The following is a 15,511-nucleotide window of genomic DNA, read 5'->3' on the forward strand; positions in this document are numbered from 1 at the left end:
GGCTTCGGCAGATGCCGATAAGGGCTCCCGGCGTAGCAGTACCTACGACTTTCTGTCCGTAACCGGAGCCCTTTCCCACATGACGAGCAGCACCGAGACCACCGCCACCACTCCGCAGGTTGCGGTCAACGACATCGGCGACGCGGACGCGTTCCTCGCGGCGATCGACGAGACGATCAAGTACTTCAACGATGGCGACATCGTCGACGGCGTCATCGTCAAGGTTGACCGGGACGAGGTTCTCCTCGACATCGGTTACAAGACCGAAGGTGTCATCCCGAGCCGCGAGCTCTCGATCAAGCACGACGTCGACCCGAACGAGGTCGTCAAGGTCGGCGACGAGATCGAGGCCCTGGTTCTCCAGAAGGAGGACAAGGAAGGCCGCCTGATCCTCTCGAAGAAGCGCGCTCAGTACGAGCGTGCCTGGGGCACCATCGAGAAGATCAAGGAAGAAGACGGCATCGTCACCGGTACCGTCATCGAGGTCGTCAAGGGTGGTCTCATCCTCGACATCGGCCTCCGCGGCTTCCTGCCGGCCTCTCTCGTCGAGATGCGTCGCGTCCGCGACCTCCAGCCCTACGTGGGCAAGGAGCTCGAGGCGAAGATCATCGAGCTGGACAAGAACCGCAACAACGTGGTCCTGTCCCGCCGCGCCTGGCTCGAGCAGACCCAGTCCGAGGTTCGCCAGACGTTCCTCACCACCCTGCAGAAGGGTCAGGTCCGCTCCGGCGTCGTTTCCTCGATCGTCAACTTCGGTGCCTTCGTGGACCTGGGTGGCGTCGACGGTCTCGTGCACGTCTCCGAGCTGTCCTGGAAGCACATCGACCACCCGTCCGAGGTTGTCGAGGTCGGCCAGGAGGTCACCGTCGAGGTTCTCGACGTGGACATGGACCGCGAGCGTGTCTCCCTGTCGCTGAAGGCGACGCAGGAGGACCCGTGGCAGCAGTTCGCCCGGACCCACCAGATCGGTCAGGTCGTCCCGGGTAAGGTCACCAAGCTGGTTCCGTTCGGTGCGTTCGTCCGCGTGGACGAGGGCATCGAGGGTCTGGTCCACATCTCCGAGCTGGCCGAGCGCCACGTGGAGATCCCGGAGCAGGTCGTCCAGGTCAACGACGAGATCTTCGTCAAGGTCATCGACATCGACCTCGAGCGTCGCCGGATCTCGCTGTCGCTGAAGCAGGCCAACGAGTCCTTCGGTGCCGACCCGGCGTCGGTCGAGTTCGACCCGACCCTGTACGGCATGGCCGCGTCCTACGACGACCAGGGCAACTACATCTACCCCGAGGGCTTCGACCCCGAGACCAACGACTGGCTCGAGGGCTTCGACAAGCAGCGCGAGGCCTGGGAGACCCAGTACGCCGAGGCGCAGCAGCGCTTCGAGCAGCACCAGGCTCAGGTCATCAAGAGCCGCGAGGCCGACGAGGCCGCCGCTGCCGAGGGTGCTGCCGCCCCGGCCGCCGGTGGCAGCAGCGCCGGTGCGGGCATCTCGGGTGGTTCGTACTCCTCGGAGTCGGACGAGACCTCCGGCGCCCTGGCGTCGGACGAGGCCCTGGCCGCGCTCCGCGAGAAGCTGGCCGGCGGCCAGAGCTGATCGCAGCGCGCATCACACTCCGGTGTGAGCCGAGCTGAACTGCGTTGAACGGTAAGGCCCGTCCCCTTCGGGGGGCGGGCCTTACCGCGTTCTCCCGCCGCCCCTTTCCGGGCGATCCGCGGCGTTCCTTCGTCCCGTTCCTGCGTCGCTCCCTGTGAATGCGGCCAACTGGGGAATGGCCGGGCCGCCTTGGACGTTCTTGGCTGAGAACGAGGCGAGGAGGAGTGGTGACGGTGCTTGATCCACAGGGTTTGTACGAATGGGACGCCAAGGGCCTGGCGGTGGCCGACCTGGCGGTCGCCCAGGACTCGGCCGGGCTGGTCATGCTGTACCACTTCGAGGGGTACATCGACGCGGGTGAGGCCGGCGAGCAGATCGTCGAGCGGCTCCTGGACACCCTGCCCCATCAGGTGGTCGCCCGCTTCGACGCGGACCGGCTGGTGGACTACCGGGCCAGGCGCCCGCTGCTGACCTTCCAGCGTGACCACTGGACGGAGTTCGAGGAGCCCCGGCTGGAGGTCAGGCTCGTCCAGGACGCCACCGGAGCGCCCTTCCTGCTGCTCTCCGGCCCGGAGCCGGACGTGGAGTGGGAGCGTTTCTCCGTCGCCGTCCGGCAGATCGTCGAGCGCCTCGGCGTCCGGCTCTCGGTCAACTTCCACGGCATCCCGATGGGCGTCCCGCACACCCGCCCCGTCGGCATCACCCCGCACGGCAACCGCACCGACCTCATGCCGGGCCACCGCAGCCCCTTCGACGAGGCGCAGGTACCCGGCAGCGCGGAGTCCCTGGTGGAGTTCCGCCTGTCCCAGGCCGGGCACGACGTGCTGGGCGTCGCCGCGCACGTACCGCACTACGTCGCGCGCTCCGCGTACCCGGACGCCGCGCTGACGGTGCTGGAGGCGATCACCGCGGCCACCGGGCTGGTCCTGCCGGCCGTGGCGCACGCCCTGCGCACCGAGGCGCACCGCACGCAGACGGAGATCGACCGGCAGATCCGCGAGGGCGACGAGGAACTGGTCGCCCTGGTGCAGGGGCTGGAGCACCAGTACGACGCGGCGGCCGGCGCCGAGACCCGCGGGAACATGATCGCCGAGCCGGCGGAGCTGCCGTCGGCCGACGAGATCGGCCGCGAGTTCGAGCGGTTCCTGGCCGAGCGCGAGGGCGAGAACTGACGTACGGGCGGCGCCCCCTATGCTGCGGGGCATGCTGAAAGTAGGCCTGACGGGCGGAATCGGTGCCGGCAAGAGCGAGGTCTCGCGACTGCTGGCGGGGTACGGGGCGATCGTCGTCGACGCCGATCGGATCGCACGCGAGGTCGTGGAGCCCGGTACGCCCGGGCTCGCGGCCGTCGTGGCGGCCTTCGGGGAGTCGGTGCTGACCGCGGAGGGCACGCTCGACCGGCCGAAGCTGGGGTCCGTCGTGTTCGCGGACCCGGCGAAGCTCCGGACGCTGAACTCGATCGTGCACCCCCTGGTGGGGGCCCGGTCGGCGGAGCTGGAAGCCGCCGCGGGGGCCGACGCGATCGTGGTGCACGACGTACCCCTGCTCACGGAGAACGGCCTGGCGCCGCTCTACGACCTGGTCGTCGTGGTGGACGCGACCGCGCACACGCAGCTGGCGCGGCTGACCGCGCTGCGCGGGATGGCCGAGGAGGAGGCGCGGGCCCGGATGGCCGCGCAGGCCACGCGGGAGCAGCGGCTCGCGGTGGCGACCCTCGTGATCGACAACGACGGGCCGCTGGAGGCCCTGGAACCGCAGGTGCGCAAGGTGTGGGACGAGCTCACGGCGCGGGCGGCGGGCGGGTCCGCCTGAGGTAGGCATCTGACGTGTGCATGGAATAGCGGGTGGGGCGGGGGCGTTGAACGCGCCCGGAGAGGGAAGGATTTCGAACGTGTCCGAGACCGCGCGCCCCACACCGTCCAGCCCGGAAACCCACGTCATCGACTACCGGGCCGCCGAGCAGCTGCTCGCCGCCCGCGACCCGCGCGGCGCGGTCAAGCTGCTCGACTCGGTCATAGCCGCCCACCCGGAGAACACGGCGGCGCGGCTGCTGCGTGCCCGGGCCTTCTTCGCGGCGGCGCAACTACGACCGGCCGAGCTGGAGTTCGAGCTGGTGCTGGAGCGGGAGCCGGACAACGCCTTCGCGCACTACGCGCTGGCCCGTACGTTCGAGCGCTCGGGCCGGCCCGAGCAGGCGCGCAAGCACTTCCGCCTCGCCGCGGCTCTCGACCCGCAGCCCGACTACCTGGCGGCGGCCCGCTTCGAGGGCCCGGCCGCGGAGGGCCGGGCGGGAGACGGCCCGGTGGGAGAGGGCTCGGCCGGAGCCGACCCCGCCTGACTCACCGGCCGCGAGGCGGCTCGTACGGCGGGATGTCCGGGCCGGGCTGGTAGTGCGGCCCCTGGTGGATGTGGCGCACGATCATGAACAGGTCCACGGCCACGACCACCGCCAGCGCCCCGCAGGCGGCCGCCCACCCGGGACGGCCCACCAGCGAGAACAAGGCCGTGCCGGCGGCAGCCCAGACCAGCCCCCAGACACCCAGCCAGAACCGCAGCCGCAGCGGACTGCGCGCGGTCACCGGCTCATTTCCGGAACGCATGGACATCGCCTCTCACGTCCATGGTCCCACCCCCCGCCGTCAGGGGTTGAGCTTGTTCACGGCCTTGGTGGTCGTCTTCTTGAAGTCGGCGACCGGGGCGTGGGACAGGTCGCCCATCTGGCCCCACTGCACGACCGTCACCGTGGCGCCGTCGCGCCCGATGCCGAACAGGTGCACGCCGGGCTCGGACTCGGGGATCGAGGTGTGGACCCCGTAGACGTGCGCGCCCTCCTCGACCGGGAGCGTGCCGTAGTCCTGCCAGGAGGCGGTGCCGCCGGGGGTCGTGCGCAGCCAGTCGGCGGCGCAGGCCGCGACCTTCCGCTCCAGGGTGCCGGCGAGCTTGGCGGCTGCGGAGGGGGAGGCGGAGCGTACGGAGACCTGCACGGCGCCGGTGTCGTACTCGGTACCGAAGACGCGGTGCCAACTGCCCGCCGCCGGAAGCACGCCCTCCAGGCAGAACGGCGCGGACTCGGGCAGCCCCTTGGTGACCGCGCCCGCGTACCAGGGCGAGGACGGGTGCGGGGGAAGGTCGGCGCCGGCCAGGAAGCCGGGCGCGGTGGCGGCCGCGGCGGAGGTGGAGGCGGTCAGGACGAGGGCGGCCGCCGCCGCGACGAGTGCGGTGGTGAGCGTGGTGGCGGTGCCGGAACGTCGGAACATGGTCGGTTCTCCCCGTGGGTGCTGTGGTGGTGTGTGCCTGACGAGCCTGTTCCCCGGACGGCGTGGCGGGCGACGGATCGCGACGAATCCGGGACGCTGGAACGGCCGTACGCACCGTCACCTGGGGGAACACCTCATGCATGGAACGCGGTCGCGGGACGCGGAACGGGGGAGTGCGTGAGCGAGGCCGAGGATTTCGCACGGTTGCTGCGGGAGCTGAAGGAGCGTGCCGGGCTCAGTTACGGGGCTTTGGCGCGCCGGTTGCACACGAGTACGTCGACGCTGCACCGGTACTGCAACGGGGAGGCGCTGCCGGCGGAGTTCGCGGTGGTGGACCGTTTCGCCCGGGCCTGCGGGGCGACGCAGGGGGAGGCGTTGGACCTGCACCGGGCGTGGCTGCTGGCGGACGCGCGGCGGCGCGCCGGAGCCGCGGCGCAGCCCGTACCTGTAGCGGTACCTGTGCCGGAGCCCGTACCCGTGCCCGAGCCGGAGCCCGTACCGGAGCCGGAGCCGGTTCCCGAGCCGACCGTGGTGGTGGCGCCGGACACCGGGTCGGAGCCGGTGGCCCGGGGGGCCTGGTACCGGCGGCGGGCGGCCGTGGTCGCCGCGGCGGGCGTGACGGCCGGGGCGGTGGCCGTGGCGCTGCTGGCGGCCGCCGGACCCGAGCGGGGCGCGCCGCACGCGGGCGGAAGTACGGGTACGGGAACGGGGACGAGTGCTGCGGTGTCCCCGGGGTCGGGGTCCGCCTCGGCACCCGCGGCGACGGGCGCACCGGAACCGACACCGCCGGCCGGGTCGGCGGGGCCGACCGGGGCGACGGCTCCGGCGCCCGGCCGGACCTTCGTGTCACCGTCGGCGTCGGCCCCGGGTCGGGCGCCGGTCGTGCCCTTGAAGGCGGCGGTGCGGTCGCACGTGTGGACCGCGGGCTGCGATCACGCCTACCTGAGCGAGCGCGCTCCCGGATCGGTGCCCCCGCCGCCCGTGGAGGCGGACGCGCCCGCGTGGGCGGCGGCGCAGGGCGCGGTGCACGCCGGGTCGCAGATCGTGGAGGTGACCCTGCACGGCACGGGGGAGGGCGCGGTGGTCCTGGAGGACCTGGAGGTACGGGTGGCCGCCCGCCGCAAGCCACCGGCCTGGAACGTCTACCAGATGTCGCAGGGCTGCGGCGGCGGGCTCACCCCCGCCGCGTTCGCCGTCAATCTGGACGCGCCGCGTCCGCTGGCCCGGCCCGTCGCCGGGAACGACGGCGGCGACCCGTTGCCCGCCCCCGCCTTCCCCCTGCGGGTCTCGGCGTCCGAACCGGTCGTCCTGCGGGTGGAGGCGGCCACCACGGGCTGCGACTGCGACTGGTTCCTCGACCTCCGGTGGACCGGCCCGTCCGGGTCGGGCACCCTCCGCATCGACGACGGCGGACGGCCGCTGCGCACCAGCGCCGCCACCGGTCGGCCGGCGTACGGGTACGCGCTGGAGCAGGGCCGCTGGGCCCGCTGAACCGCAGGTCAGAGGGTGTTGTCGGTGGTGGCGCCTAGACTCGTCGGCAGAGGGGACCGACAGATTCGCCAGGCCATCGACGGGCAGACGGGGAGGGGGACACGCCATGACACAGCACGCGTCGGCGCAGGTGCAGCTGCGGCCGCAGGCGCGGCCGCAGCGCTCGTCGCCGCCGCCGGCCACCGCGCTGCTGCGGCACGCCGCGGTCTTCCTGCCCGCCGCCGTTCCCCGCGAGGGGCGCGTCGCCTTCTGGGCGCCCGACGGGGACGCCCTCCCCGAGGTCGGCACGCCGACGCCGCTGACCGTCGTACGTCCGCACGGCGACGGGGTCCGCAGCCGGACCGTGCCCGCGGTGACCCTCTCCGTCGCCTCCGCCCTGCCCCTGCTCGCGCAGGCGCCCCACAGCCCCGCCGCGCATCCCGCCACCCGCGCCTGGGGGACCGCCGCCCGGCAGGCGCTGACCCTGGCCTCCCGTGGCCGGCTCCTGCCCGGACTCACCCCCGAAGGCGTCGACGCCTGGCGCGCCGGACCGCTCGACGCCGCCGACATCGACCACCTCCGCGCGGTGGCCGCCGCGCTGCCGCACGAGGGGTACGCGACGCCCCTGGCCGGGCGTCGCCCGCTCCAACTGCCCGAACCGGAGGCGCTGGTCCGCGCGTTCCTCGACGCCATCGCCGACGGGCTGCCCCGCACCCCGGCCGCCGCCGTGGCCGCCGGGCGGCCGTTCGCCGCGCGGGAGCCGCAGCAGGTGCCCGGGATACAGGACTGGGCCGCGCAGGTCGCGGCCGGCTCCGACACCGGCGTCGGGATCTCGCTCCGGCTGGACCTGTCCTCCTTCCAGCTCTTCGACGAGGCCGAGGAGGATGACATCCGGCGGGCCGGGGCCGCCGTCGTCCAGGTGCACAGCCTCGCCGACCCGACCCTGGTCACCGATGCCGGGCAGCTGTGGGCGGGCACGGCGGCGGCCGGGTTCGGCCCGCGCGCCCGGATCGACGCCGTGCTCGCGCTGCGCCGGGCCGCCCGGATCTGGCCGCCCTTGCTGCGCCTGCTGGACCAGCCCGTGCCCGACGCCCTGGCCCTGTCCGATCCGGAGCTGGAGGACCTGCTGGGGGTGGCCGCGAGCCGACTGGCGGCCGCCGGGGTCCTGGTCCACTGGCCGCGCGAGCTGGCTCGTACGCTGTCGGCGACCGCCGTCGTCCGGTCCACCGCGCCCGGTTCCGCGACCGACGGGACCGCCTTCTTCGACGCCGAGCACCTCTTCGCCTTCTCCTGGGAGCTGGCGCTGGGCGGCGACCGGCTCACCCCGGGGGAGATGGACGCGCTGGCCGCGGCGCACCGGCCCGTCGTCCGGCTGCGCGACCGGTGGGTGCGGGTCGACCCGGAGCTGGTGCGCAAGGCGCGCAAGCGGGAGCTGGGCGTCCTGGACCCGGTCGACGCGCTGGCCACCGTACTGACGGGGACCGCCGAGATCGACGGCACGACCGTCGAAGCGGTCCCGGTGGGCGCGTTGGCCGCCCTGCGGGACCGGCTGACGCGGGAGCAGGCCCCGCTGCCGCAGCCCCCCGCCCTCCAGGCCACCCTGCGCGACTACCAGGCGCGCGGCCTGGCCTGGTTGGACCTGATGACCTCCCTCGGCCTCGGCGGCTGCCTCGCCGACGACATGGGCCTCGGCAAGACCGTCACGCTGATCGCGCTGCACCTGCACCGGGACCGGCCGGAGCCCACCCTCGTGGTGTGCCCCGCGTCCCTGCTGGGCAACTGGCAGCGGGAGATCGAGAAGTTCGCCCCCGGCACGCCCGTGCGGCGCTTCCACGGCAACAGCCGCAGCATCGAGGACCTGACGTCCTGCGCGGGCGGCTTCGTCCTCACCACCTACGGGACGATGCGCGCCAGCGCCGCCCTGCTCGCCGAACAGAGCTGGGGCATGGTCGTCGCCGATGAGGCGCAGCACGTGAAGAACCCGCATTCGGTGACCGCGAAGGCGCTGCGCACGGTGCCGGCGCCGGCCAGGGTGGCGCTGACCGGCACCCCGGTGGAGAACAACCTCTCCGAGCTGTGGGCGCTGCTCGACTGGACCACGCCGGGACTGTTGGGCCCGCTCACCGCCTTCCGGGCCCGCCACGCCCGCCCGGTGGAGCACCAGAACGAGGAGGACGGAGGCAACGAGGCGGCGGTCGCCCGACTGTCCGCGCTCGTCCGGCCGTTCCTGCTGCGCCGAAAGAAGTCCGACCCGGGTATCGCGCCCGAGCTTCCGCCGAAGACGGAGACCGACCATCCGGTCTCCCTCACCCGGGAGCAGGCCTCGCTCTACCGGGCGGCGGTCGACGAGGCGATGGCCGTGATCGAGTCGAGCGAGGGCATGGAACGGCGCGGCATGATCATGAAGTTGCTGGCCTCGCTCAAGCAGATCTGCAACCACCCCGCGCAGTACCTGAAGGAGGAGCAGCCCCGGATCCCGCACCGCTCGGGCAAACTCGCCCTGCTGGACGAGCTGTTGGACACGATCCTGGCGGAGGGCGGCTCGGTGTTGGTCTTCACCCAGTACGTGACCATGGCCCGCCTGATCGAACGGCACCTACAGGCCCGCGGGATCAACTCGCAGCTGCTGCACGGGGGGACGCCGGTGCCGCGCCGTGAGGAGCTCGTGGACCGGTTCCAGGCGGGTGAGGTCCCCGTCTTCCTGTTGTCCCTGAAGGCGGCGGGCACCGGGCTGAACCTCACCCGGGCCGGGCACGTCATCCACTTCGACCGCTGGTGGAACCCGGCCGTCGAGGAACAGGCCACCGACCGCGCCTACCGCATCGGCCAGACCCAGCCCGTCCAGGTCCACCGGATCATCGCCGAAGGCACCGTCGAGGACCGGATCGCCGAGATGCTGGAGGCGAAGCGGGCCTTGGCGGACGCCGTGCTGGGCTCCGGGGAGTCGGCGCTGACCGAGCTGACCGACCGCGAGCTGGCCGACCTCGTCTCGCTGCGGAGGCCCGGATGATCACCGCGCGGGACGATCGCCGCCGCACCTTCGAGACCGTGCCCGTCGGCGCCGAGGCGGTCAGTTGGTGGGGCCGGGCCTGGGTGTCGGCGCTGGAGGAGGTCTCCCGTGACGGGGCCCGCCTGGCCCGGGGGCGTACGTATGCCGAGGGCGGGCACGTCAGCGCGGTCACCGTCACCCCCGGCCGGATCGTCGCGTACGTCCGGGGCAGCCGGCCCCGCCCGTACCGCACCGAGCTGACCCTGCCGGCCTTCCCGGACCCGGAGTGGAACGACCTGCTGGAGACGGTCGCGGCCGACCCCGCGGCGCTCGCCGCCCTGCTGGAGCGGGAGGTCCCGCAGTCGCTCGCGGGGGCCGTCCTGCCCGGCGCGGGCGAGCTCGTCCCGCACTGCTCCTGCCCGGACTTCGGGCGTCCGCCGTGCAAGCACGCGGCGGCCCTCTGCTACCGGGCGGCCCGCCTCCTGGACGAGGACCCCTTCGTCCTGCTGCTCCTGCGCGGCCGCGGGGAGCGGGAGCTCCTCGACGAGCTCACCCGCCGCAATGCCGCCCATGCCGCGCGCGAACAGCCGGACGCGGCGCCCGGCTTCCCCGGCGTCGCGGCCCGGGCGGCGCTCGCTCGCACCGGTCTGCCCCTGCTGCCCGCGCCGCTTCCCGTGCCCGCCGCCGTCGGTCTTCCGCCCGCCTACCCGGCCGACCCGGCGGCGCCGGACCCGCTGGCCCTCGACCAGCTCGCCTCCGACGCGGCCGCCCGCGCCCTGGCCCTCCTCACCACCGGCGAGGACCCGATCGCCGGGCTCACCGTGTGGCAGGACGCCGTCCGGCTGGCGTCCGCGCACCCCACCGCCGGGCTGACCGGCGCGGCCCGCACCCTGTACCGGGAGTTGGCCCGCGCCACCGGCCGCACCACCACCGATCTCGCCCGGGCCGCCGCGGCCTGGCGCCAGGGCGGACGCCCGGCCCTCGACGCCCTCGAAGACCCCTGGGACCCGCCGGCGGGCCCCTTCGACCGGGCCCGCCCGGCCCTGCTCGCTGCCGGCCAGGGCTCCTTCCGCCCCGACCGCAACCGCCTGACGATGCGCAACCGCCAGCTCCGCCTCGGCCGGGACGGCCTCTGGTACGGCTACGAGGACCGCCTCGGCGACCAGGACTGGTGGCCCGTGGGCGACCCCGCCCCGGACCCGGTCAGCGCTCTGCTGCGCTGACGCCCTCCGCCCAGCGGGTCAGGGTGGTGAAGTCGCGGTCGCGCAGTCCGTGGCGGGGGTGGACGCGCAGCAGGAGGGCCGGGGCCGGATGGTGCTCGGCGACCCAGGCGCGGTCGCGCGGGGTGATCATGTCGTCGACCCAGGCGAAGGGCCGGCCGGCCGCCCAGTCGCGGAGATGGCGGGTCTTCCAGGAGAGGCCGTCGGGGTCGTCGGCGAAGAGCTCGGGCCACTCGACGACGGTGAGGTCACCCGGCAGCCCGATGTGCGGGGAGATCATCGTATTGGCCTGGTGCGTCCAGGCGGTGGCCCAGGTCAGCTCGAAGGGCAGGGCCAGCAGCCGTGCTCCGTGGGAGGGGTGAAGGCGTACGCGGGCGCCGCGCCGGGCCCTGCGGGACTCCGGATCGCGGTAGGAGAGCCAGACGTCGGGCCACATCCGGTGGCTCCGGTATCCGCGCAATCCGGCCAGGGGTGAGCGGAACGGGTTGAGGGGGCCGTCCACATCGAGGAGGAGCAGCGGGCGATCGGTCATGAAGTACCCAGTACCCAGTACACGATTGAGTGAAATGTCTACCGTCTCTATAACCCGAATGGGGTCGGCGCGTTGTTCCGGTGCGGGGACATTGCCCGCGAACTTCTCCGGAAGGCAGGGAAACTGATGCGTCACAGTCGTCGGAATGGCTTGATCGCGGCGATGGTTGCGGGAGGCGGACTGGCGGTCGCGGGTGTGGGCGGACTCGCCCACGCCGATGCGGACGCGAGTGGTCGAGCCGAGCGCTCGCCGGGACTGCTGTCCGGAAACCTCGTACAACTGCCGGTGAACCTTCCCGTGAACGCGTGCGGGAACACCGTGAGCGTGGTCGGCGTGCTCAACCCGGCCGCCGGGAACCGCTGCAGCAACCAGTCGTCGGGCGGTGGCGGCGGACACGCGACCTCGGGGACCTCCCACTCCTCGAAGCCGGCGGGCAACAGCGGCGGCAACAGTGGCGGCAACAGCGGCGGAGCCGTCGCCGTGGGAAGCGGAAAGGATTCACCGGGAGTGCTGTCCGGCAACGGGATCCAGCTCCCCGTCGACCTCCCGCTGAACATCAGCGGCAACTCGGTGAACGTGGTCGGCATCGGCAACCCCTCGGTGGGTAATACGTCCGTCAACGGCGAGGTGCCCACGGGCGGCAAGCCCGTCCAGCCGCCGGTCGTCGAGAAGCCGGTGACCCCGGTCGTCCCGGTCGTCCCGGCCGTGCCGACCGCGCCGGTCACGCGGGTCACCCCGCCCGAGGCCCCGCGGCACGAGGCCCTCGCCCACACCGGGGCCGACGGCGCCGGATACCTGGTCCCCGGCGCGGGCGCGCTCCTCCTCGGCGGGGTGCTGCTCTACCGTCGCTTCCGCCTCAACTGAGCGGAGGGGACGACGGGTCCGGGGCGGGCGCGGACGCGTGCCCCGGGGGCGGAACACGCCACCCGTCCAGGATGGCGTCGATCCGCGGAGCCAGCCGGGCGCGGGCCGCGAACCGTGGGACCCCCGCCATCAGCAGGGCGTCGTACTCGGTGTCGGTGTGCCGCACCGCCGCCCGGACCGCGACGGAGACCGCAGGCTCGTCAAGAGCACGACCGGCCGCGGTCCGGCCCACCCGGCCGCTGCCGCGCACCGAGGCGTGGGTGGCGATCGCCACCGCCCGGTCGGCCGGACATCCGGGGAACAGCCGCACGATCTCGGCGGCGAAGGCCGCCGTGAACCGGGTGTCCTCGGCCGCACGCCGCCGCCGGTCGCGCTCCCGGCGGCGCGCCCGCGCCTCCGAGTCCGCGAGGCAGGCGCGCTCCGCGCCGGCCAAGGCGGCTTCCTCGACGAGGAGACCCAGGCGCTCGTAGCGGTGCCGACGCTTGTTGAAGCGAACGACGACCGCGCACAGCGAACTGGCCTCGCGGGAGCGGCGGGTGAGCGCCGTGTCCCCGCGCGGGAGATAGACGAGATGGCCGAGATCCGTACAGTCCAGGCAGCGGGGCACGCCGGACTCGCGGACGAGGTGCCGCAGGGGCCCTTGCCGGCAGTCGGCGCAGTGGATCTGCTTCAGCGATTCGAAAACCACCAGGCTCATAGACGTGTGATACCGCTGTATGACCCTCATATCACCTGGTGAAGACGGCATGTTGATGTTTCGTCGAGTGTTCCTTGATGCCCAGGGGCCCTTTTACCGTGGGGCGGTGGACCGCAGGAGGTCCGCCGAGGAGGGGCACATGGGTGGGCGACGGACGATGACGGCACGGCCGGGCGGGGCATGCGTCGCCACGCTCCCGACTGGCCGGGAGATAGTCATCCCGCCGGGCGGCTGCACAGGCTGGCACTTCCACCGGGTCAGGCTGGACGCGGTGGTCCTGGCGGGGACCCTCACCCGGGTCCTGCACGACCGCACCGTCGAGGTGCACACGGCCGGGACCACCTTCGTGGAACCCGCGGGCATAGGACACATCCACCTGGGGCACAACCTCGGCACCGAGCCGGTCGTGCTCCACGTGACCCCCGCGCTCCCGGCCGGGACGCCCTTCGCGATACCCACCCCGGCCCCGGCCGGCGTCACGCAGGCGGTCTGCGGACAACACGCCCGCTGACCCCGACCGACGCACCTGGCGCGGCCGACGCACCTGACGTGGCCGACGCGCCCGACGCGGCCGTCCCCGCCACCCCGGCCGGACCGCCCCCGGGCCGCCCCGGACCGGCCCGCACCCGGTAGGCGCTCACACCAGTCGGCGTATCTCCCCGCGCACCCGGTAGAAGCCGCCCGAGGCCGCGTGCAGCCCGTCCACCACGTACCGGGCGCCCGCCTCCCGTATCCCGCGCGGGAACTGCACGTTCCACGTGGGTTCGAAGCCGCCCGACACCACCTGCACCCGCATGCGGCCGCCCTGCTGGACGCACTCCACCACCACGCCCGCCGACGGGTCCGAGGTCATCGCCGTCATGGAGACGGTCGCCACCGCCGAGGCCGACGCCGCCGGCGTGAACACCGGGAGCGCCGCCGCCGACTTCACGTCCATCGGCGCGGGCACCGAGCCCTGCTGGGCCGCCGCGATCGCCTGCTCGGTCGCGTCCACACAGACCAGCGACCCGTCGGTGGTCACGAGGTACAGCCGCTCGTCCAGGTACTGCATGGACAGTGCCGACCCGCCGCCCGTCCCCAGTTTCCAGAGCCGTCGGCCGTCGGCGTCGAAGCAGTAGACCGAAGAGGAGGAGTCACCCGCGAAGACGTGCCGTCCGTCGGGCGAGGTCGCGCACGAGTACACCGCCGCGTCACAGGAGTAGGAGGCCTCCACCGACCCCGTCGCCTTCGAGAGCCGCTGCACGGTCTTGTGGGTCGTCCCCGCGTACACCGCGTGGTCCTCCTGCCAGCCGAACAGCACGCCGCCGGGGGTCCTGGTGTGCCACAACTGCCCGGTGCCGTCCGCCGCGTACGCCGTCACACCGCCGCTGTGCCCGTGGAAGACGGCCCGCTCGTCCGCCCGGACCATCCAGGCACCGTGGCCGCCGGACTTCCGGGACCACTGGTGCTCGTCCTCGTGGTCGATGACCGTCAGGCCGCCGTTCGCGTCGGAGACGTTCAGCACGCCCTCGTGGATGTCGAGCCAGTAGATGTCCACGTCCGCGGCGATCGTGTACGCCCCGAACGGCACCTTCGACGACAGGTCGTACACCGTGCCGTCGTCACAGCCCGCGTATATCCAGAACTCGTCCGCCACCAGGCACTTCACCCCGTCCGGCAGCGAATACCGGGCCAGTACCTCGCCGCCGTGGCTCAGCGTGTAGACATCGCCCGCCTGGTTGCCGACCCAGCAGCGGTCCTCGTCCACATGGATGCCGAAGGCCGACGAACCGGTCCGGAAGCGCCACAGCACCGGGGCCACCGCACGCGCCGTCGAGGGCGCCGAGGTCACCTGGCGGCGGGTCACCGATCGCGCGGCGCGCTGCCCCTGCACCGCCGGGGCGTACCCCTTGCGGACCTTCTCCCCGATCTTCTTCGCGGCGGCCGCCCGGGCCTTCTCGGCGCTCGGGAACGCGGAGGTCTGCAGCTGGCCGCCCGCACCGATGCGCCCGTACCGCACGGACACGGCCGTGCCGTCGACGGTCACCTCGTAGAACTTGTGCGCCGCGCCGTCGTCCTGCGACAGCTCCAGATACGTCGTCTCCCGAGCCATGACAAACCTCTCCCCAAAGGCAGCGCCGCCGGCTCCCTTTCGGCCGGTGATCCCCTCGTGAAAAACGCTACGACCCACCACTGACAATGGGGCCGTGCAGTGGGAAGCGATCACATGGCAGCGGATGGCCGAGCGGCTCGCCGGTCACCTCGACGACCCCGACCAGGCCTCCGACGACGCCCCTGACGCGTCGTCCGGCAACGACCCCGACCGTGCTCATGGGCAAGGCGGTTGGCAGCGGGTGGGCATCGACGGCGCCCCCGCCGCCGACACCGGCGTCCTCGCCGGTGAACTGGCCGAAGCGCTGCGGCGGCGCGGACGCCCGTCCCTGGTGGTGCCGGCCGACGGATTCCTGCGGCCGGCCTCCCTCCGCTTCGAGTTCGGCCGGCAGGACGTGGATTCCTACCTCGGCGGCTGGTACGACACGGCCGCCCTCTGGCGGGAGGTCTTCGGCCCCACCGACCCCGGCGGCACCGGCCGGGTCCTGCCGGACCTCTGGGACCCGGTGACCGACCGGGCGACCCGCAGCCCGTACGTCGAACTCCCGCCCGGTGGCGTGCTGCTCGTGCACGGCCCGCTGCTGCTGGGCCAGTGGTTCCCCTTCGATCTGAGCGTCCACATCCGGCTCTCCGCCGGCGCGCTCGCCCGCCGCACCGAGGAGTCCGCGCGCTGGACGCTGCCCGCCTTCGCGCGCTACGAGTCCGACACCGACCCGGCGTCGGCCGCCGATGCGGTGGTCCGGGCCGACGACCCCCGCCACCCCGCGTGGACCGGCATCCGAAGCCGCTGACGGGGAGGG

General features: G+C 73.3%; 15 protein-coding genes. 10 read left to right on the forward strand and 5 right to left on the reverse strand.

The window, feature by feature from the left end; translation table 11 throughout:
- Nucleotides 1-79: 79 nt before the first annotated feature.
- From rpsA to BCL76_RS28115, 4 genes are all read left to right on the forward strand, one after another.
- A complete protein-coding gene (gene rpsA, locus BCL76_RS28100; RefSeq protein WP_109782180.1) occupies nucleotides 80-1,591 on the forward strand; it encodes a 30S ribosomal protein S1 in 1,512 nt (503 codons plus the stop codon).
- A gap of 233 nt (nucleotides 1,592-1,824) precedes the next feature.
- Complete coding sequence (locus tag BCL76_RS28105) at nucleotides 1,825-2,763, forward strand: PAC2 family protein (protein WP_109782312.1); 939 nt, start codon at nucleotides 1,825-1,827, stop codon at nucleotides 2,761-2,763.
- A 31-nt stretch (nucleotides 2,764-2,794) separates the two neighbouring features.
- A complete protein-coding gene (coaE, locus tag BCL76_RS28110) occupies nucleotides 2,795-3,403 on the forward strand; it encodes a dephospho-CoA kinase (RefSeq protein WP_109782313.1) in 609 nt (202 codons plus the stop codon).
- A gap of 79 nt (nucleotides 3,404-3,482) precedes the next feature.
- Entirely contained in the window at nucleotides 3,483-3,929 is a 447-nt protein-coding gene (locus BCL76_RS28115) for a tetratricopeptide repeat protein (protein ID WP_109782181.1), read from the forward strand.
- Nucleotide 3,930: 1 nt separating this feature from the next.
- Here the strand turns inward: BCL76_RS28115 and BCL76_RS28120 are convergent, their stop codons facing one another.
- Together BCL76_RS28120 and BCL76_RS28125 are read right to left on the reverse strand one after the other, a co-directional pair.
- Nucleotides 3,931-4,191, reverse strand: a complete 261-nt coding sequence (locus tag BCL76_RS28120) for a DUF6343 family protein (RefSeq protein ID WP_109782314.1) — start codon at nucleotides 4,189-4,191, stop codon at nucleotides 3,931-3,933.
- A 39-nt stretch (nucleotides 4,192-4,230) separates the two neighbouring features.
- Nucleotides 4,231-4,848 (reverse strand): hypothetical protein, encoded by a 618-nt coding sequence (locus BCL76_RS28125; RefSeq protein WP_109782182.1) that lies wholly within the window; start codon nucleotides 4,846-4,848, stop codon nucleotides 4,231-4,233.
- A 177-nt stretch (nucleotides 4,849-5,025) separates the two neighbouring features.
- Here BCL76_RS28125 and BCL76_RS40405 point away from each other — a divergent pair, with 177 nt between their 5' ends.
- The 3 genes from BCL76_RS40405 to BCL76_RS28140 all read left to right on the forward strand — a co-directional run bounded on the left by BCL76_RS40405 (nucleotide 5,026) and on the right by BCL76_RS28140 (nucleotide 10,530).
- A complete protein-coding gene (locus tag BCL76_RS40405) occupies nucleotides 5,026-6,339 on the forward strand; it encodes a helix-turn-helix domain-containing protein (protein ID WP_181382760.1) in 1,314 nt (437 codons plus the stop codon).
- 106 nt (nucleotides 6,340-6,445) lie between these two features.
- Nucleotides 6,446-9,328 (forward strand): DEAD/DEAH box helicase, encoded by a 2,883-nt coding sequence (locus BCL76_RS28135; RefSeq protein WP_258309940.1) that lies wholly within the window; start codon nucleotides 6,446-6,448, stop codon nucleotides 9,326-9,328.
- Nucleotides 9,325-10,530, forward strand: a complete 1,206-nt coding sequence (locus BCL76_RS28140) for an SWIM zinc finger family protein (protein ID WP_109782183.1) — start codon at nucleotides 9,325-9,327, stop codon at nucleotides 10,528-10,530. The genes BCL76_RS28135 and BCL76_RS28140 overlap by 4 nt, the downstream gene beginning before the upstream one ends.
- On the opposite strand, the gene BCL76_RS28145 is transcribed toward BCL76_RS28140, so the two are convergent.
- Nucleotides 10,511-11,059: a hypothetical protein gene (locus BCL76_RS28145; RefSeq protein ID WP_109782184.1), complete on the reverse strand. Its 549-nt coding sequence runs from the start codon at nucleotides 11,057-11,059 to the stop codon at nucleotides 10,511-10,513. The genes BCL76_RS28140 and BCL76_RS28145 overlap by 20 nt on opposite strands.
- A 162-nt stretch (nucleotides 11,060-11,221) precedes the next feature.
- On the opposite strand from BCL76_RS28145, the gene BCL76_RS28150 reads away from it, so the two are divergent.
- Nucleotides 11,222-11,923 carry a chaplin gene (locus BCL76_RS28150; protein WP_309136868.1) on the forward strand — a complete coding sequence of 234 codons (702 nt, stop codon included), beginning with the start codon at nucleotides 11,222-11,224 and terminating at the stop codon, nucleotides 11,921-11,923.
- Here the strand turns inward: BCL76_RS28150 and BCL76_RS28155 are convergent.
- Complete coding sequence (locus tag BCL76_RS28155; protein ID WP_109782186.1) at nucleotides 11,916-12,620, reverse strand: DUF2293 domain-containing protein; 705 nt, start codon at nucleotides 12,618-12,620, stop codon at nucleotides 11,916-11,918. The genes BCL76_RS28150 and BCL76_RS28155 overlap by 8 nt on opposite strands.
- A gap of 106 nt (nucleotides 12,621-12,726) precedes the next feature.
- Here BCL76_RS28155 and BCL76_RS28160 point away from each other — a divergent pair, with 106 nt between their 5' ends.
- Nucleotides 12,727-13,131: a cupin domain-containing protein gene (locus BCL76_RS28160; RefSeq protein WP_146228438.1), complete on the forward strand. Its 405-nt coding sequence runs from the start codon at nucleotides 12,727-12,729 to the stop codon at nucleotides 13,129-13,131.
- Nucleotides 13,132-13,257: 126 nt separating this feature from the next.
- Here the strand turns inward: BCL76_RS28160 and BCL76_RS28165 are convergent, their stop codons facing one another.
- Entirely contained in the window at nucleotides 13,258-14,712 is a 1,455-nt protein-coding gene (locus tag BCL76_RS28165; protein WP_109782188.1) for a WGR domain-containing protein, read from the reverse strand.
- A gap of 94 nt (nucleotides 14,713-14,806) precedes the next feature.
- Here BCL76_RS28165 and BCL76_RS28170 point away from each other — a divergent pair, with 94 nt between their 5' ends.
- A complete protein-coding gene (locus BCL76_RS28170; RefSeq protein ID WP_109782189.1) occupies nucleotides 14,807-15,502 on the forward strand; it encodes a uridine kinase in 696 nt (231 codons plus the stop codon).
- The last annotated feature ends 9 nt before the right edge of the window (nucleotides 15,503-15,511 follow it).

Source organism: Streptomyces sp. CG 926 (assembly GCF_003148825.1).
Classification (GTDB): domain Bacteria; phylum Actinomycetota; class Actinomycetes; order Streptomycetales; family Streptomycetaceae; genus Streptomyces.